We start from the raw sequence: 3,213 nt of genomic DNA, 5'->3' as shown, positions 1-3,213 counted from the left end.
TTTCTCGGTCACTTGCTTGACCGCTTCGATCTTGAATTCTTCGGGGTAACGCTGACGACTCATGGCACCTCCTATTTGGGCCTCATTATGAGGCTTGGAGGTGTCTACGAAACCAGGGGCGATTCAGAATTTAAGAGCAACCGTGAAAAAATAAAGCTTGCCGTAAGTGTTGAGCCGGTGCCGAATTATCTATATTTCTACAAGCATTACATTTCAGCGACTATTAGAAACAAAAAAGAAGGTGAAATTAACAGGTACTTCTTAAGCGGAAAGCTTGCCGGAGTCAGCATTGTTAATTCTGAAACTGGAAAAGTTTACTCTAAGTCAGTTAGGGTGAAGTTTAGATCATATTGATTTTATAAACCCGCTACGGCGGGTTTTTTTTGGAGGCAGCAATGGCATCTAAATCCCTGGGTACTCTAACCCTTGATGTCATAGCTCAGGTTGGTGGATTTGTAGCCGGAATGGACAAGGCGGAGCGCAGCTCCGCTAAATGGCGAAGAGAGGTTGAGAAGAACGTCAAAGCAGCCGGAGTGGCGATTGGTGCGGCAGCCGTGGCGGGCGTCACAGCGCTCGCAACGATGACCGTTTCCGCGATCAACTCCGCGGCTGAGGTGGCCAAGCTGGCAGCTGTATCGAACGCCAGCACCACTGATTTTCAGAAAATGGCTGCAGGCGCCAAGTTCGTGGGAGTTGAGCAGGACAAGCTCTCTGACATCCTGAAGGACGTTAACGACAAGGTTGGCGACTTCCTGCTGAATGGTGGCGGCGAACTTCAGGATTTCTTCAAGACCATCGCGCCGAAAGTTGGCGTGACCGCTGAGCAGTTCCGCAACCTTTCTGGCCCGCAAGCCCTGCAACTGTTTGCAAGCAGCCTAGAAAAGGCCGGCCTGAGCCAGGCGGAAATGACCCAGCAGATGGAGTCTTTGGCGAATGACGCAACGCTGCTTTTGCCGCTGCTTCGCAACAATGCCGAGGGCTTCAGGACGTTTGGTGAAGCTGCCGAGGCGGCCGGATCGATCATGGACGAGAAGACCATTCGAGCTGCCACGGAGCTCAAAGCCGCTTCGTGGTTGATGGAGAGCGCCATCAGCGGGGTTGGCACCGAGATTCAAAAGGCCCTCCTGCCCATGCTTTCCAGCTTCGCCGGCAAGCTCACCGAGGTGACAGAGGATGGCGTGATCGTCAAGAAGATCGCCGACGACTTGGCCGAGAGCGTCAAGGTGCTTGGCAAGATGGCTATCGCTAGCGCTGGCGGGCTGCACATATTTTTGCAGAGTGTTAAGGGACTGCACGACCTAGACAACGCAATGGTCGGCGGACAGGACGCCAAGTGGTACGACCGTTACCTGCCGCCCGTTAGGGTCTACAACGCCTTCAAAAATTTTGGCGCCATTGGAGACAGCTTCAACAAGTCCAAGTCAGATATCAAAGGCTTGATCGACATGTACGGAGAGCTTTGGGACGGCATCGACAAGCCGCCCGGGGATGGCCCAAAGAATCAAGTCAAGGAGCTGGCTGACCTGCTTGAGCGGCTGCGCGAAGGTCAAGCTGGAAGCTTCATTGCCCCGACGACAGGCCAGCAGGCCGCCGCCAAAGCAGCCGAAACCGCAGCGAAGAAGCTCTTGGGCCAGTTCGACACAGCAGAAGAAGGCTACAAACGCCAAATCGCCCTGATCAACACCGAAACCGACAAGCGCAAGGAAGCCACGGAGGTGGCCAAGCTCCAGTTCGAACTGGAGTCGGGGAATCTCACCGGCCTGAGCGCCAAGCAGCAAGAGCGTCTGAAGGGCCTGGCCGCTGAATTGGACCAGCTGAAGCAACTGAAGCAGGCCAAGGAGGACGACAAGGCGGTCGCCGGTTTTGATGCAAGCGTGAAGCGGCAGTTGAGCATCGATCAGCGCACGCTGGATGCGCCGCTGAAGAATGCCTACAGCAGTGATGAGATGAAGCAGCGGGCCTTGGACCTGCTGGCCATCGAGCAAAACTACCAGGACCAGCTTGAGGATTTGCGGCAGCGTCACGATGCAGGGGATGTGTCCGACTCGGTGTACGAGCGGGAGACGGAAATCCTCAACAAAGCGCTGAATGACCGCAAGGCCATGCAGGAGAAGTACTACCAGGATGTTGACGCGATGCAGCAGAACGGCACCGCTGGCTTCATCAGCGGTTTCGCGACCCAGGCACAAGCTGCCATGGATCTGTACAGCAACATGCAGAGCGTGGGTTCGGCGGCCTTCAGCTCGTTGACCGACATGCTGACTGAATGGGCCGAGACCGGGAAGCTCAACGCCAAGGACTTCGCTGCAACCTTCATCCAATCCATCGGGCACTCGCTGCTGGCATATGCGGCGGCGCAGGTGGCCATGGCCGGCCTGAACGCATTCACCGCGATGATCGGGGTTCCCTTTGTAGGCCCGGCAATCGCCCCGGGTGCGGCTATCGCCGCCGCCGCAGCTGCAGGGGTGCTGATGACCGGAGTAGGCTCGGCGCTGTCCGGCCAGGCCCACGCCGGTATCGACAATATTCCCAGCGAGGGCACCTGGTTGCTGGATGGCGGTGAGCGAGTGCTGAGCCCTGCGCAGAACCGAGACCTGACCGGCTACCTGCAGCGGGCCAACAGCGTTGATGCCACGTCCAAGCCTGGCGGCGTAACGATGAATGTGCAAGTCAACCAAAACATACCTGCTCAGGTTGGATTCGAGCAGGAGGGCGATCAGCTGAAGATCTTCATCCGAGAGGCGAAGAAGCAGATCGCGGGCGACCTAGCTCGGGGTAACGGCGACGTTTCCAAGGCGCTGTCGCAGGGATGGGGCGTTAAGAGGGCTGCGCGATGAGCATTCTCAAGAGGCTGTACGCCAGCTCCGGGCCGGAGATCATCCATGAAGTGCTCGAGATCACCGACGGGATTACCACCTACTGGATGACCAAAGGCTGGGACGAGCTGACCATCACCTTGGAAACAGGTCAGGTGGTGGTGTGCACGCCATGCGGCATGGACTTGGCCCTGCCGGCGCGCAATGACGACGGCACCCAGGATCTGACCTTCGCGCTGAGCAACATCGACGGCATCGCCTCTGGCTTCGTCCGTGCGGCGCTGAGGGATGGGCGCAGCATGTCGCTTATCTACCGCGCGTACACCTCCGACGACCTCGGTGCTCCGGCCCATGCGCCGCACCGGTTCAAGATCAAGGGCGGTTCAGTCACGGCGAC

At 57.7% G+C, this 3,213-nt stretch carries 2 protein-coding genes and 1 pseudogene; all 3 read left to right on the top strand.

Annotated elements, in window-relative coordinates:
- A pseudogene (locus tag DMX12_RS29570) lies at window positions 1–354 on the top strand (hypothetical protein); the annotation flags it as partial.
- A 41-nt stretch (window positions 355–395) separates the two neighbouring features.
- Window positions 396–2,837, top strand: a complete 2,442-nt coding sequence (locus DMX12_RS28690; RefSeq protein ID WP_110680083.1) for a phage tail tape measure C-terminal domain-containing protein — start codon at window positions 396–398, stop codon at window positions 2,835–2,837.
- On the top strand, window positions 2,834–3,213 hold a 380-nt coding region (locus tag DMX12_RS28685), incomplete at its 3' end, for a DUF1833 family protein (RefSeq protein ID WP_110680084.1). The genes DMX12_RS28690 and DMX12_RS28685, both read left to right, overlap by 4 nt.

It is taken from the genome of Pseudomonas sp. MB-090624, assembly GCF_003205245.1.
In the GTDB taxonomy this organism is placed as follows: Bacteria; Pseudomonadota; Gammaproteobacteria; order Pseudomonadales; family Pseudomonadaceae; genus Aquipseudomonas; species Aquipseudomonas juntendi.
The sequence above is the reverse complement of the archived record's forward strand: the minus strand, read 5'-3'. Positions and strand labels throughout refer to the sequence as shown.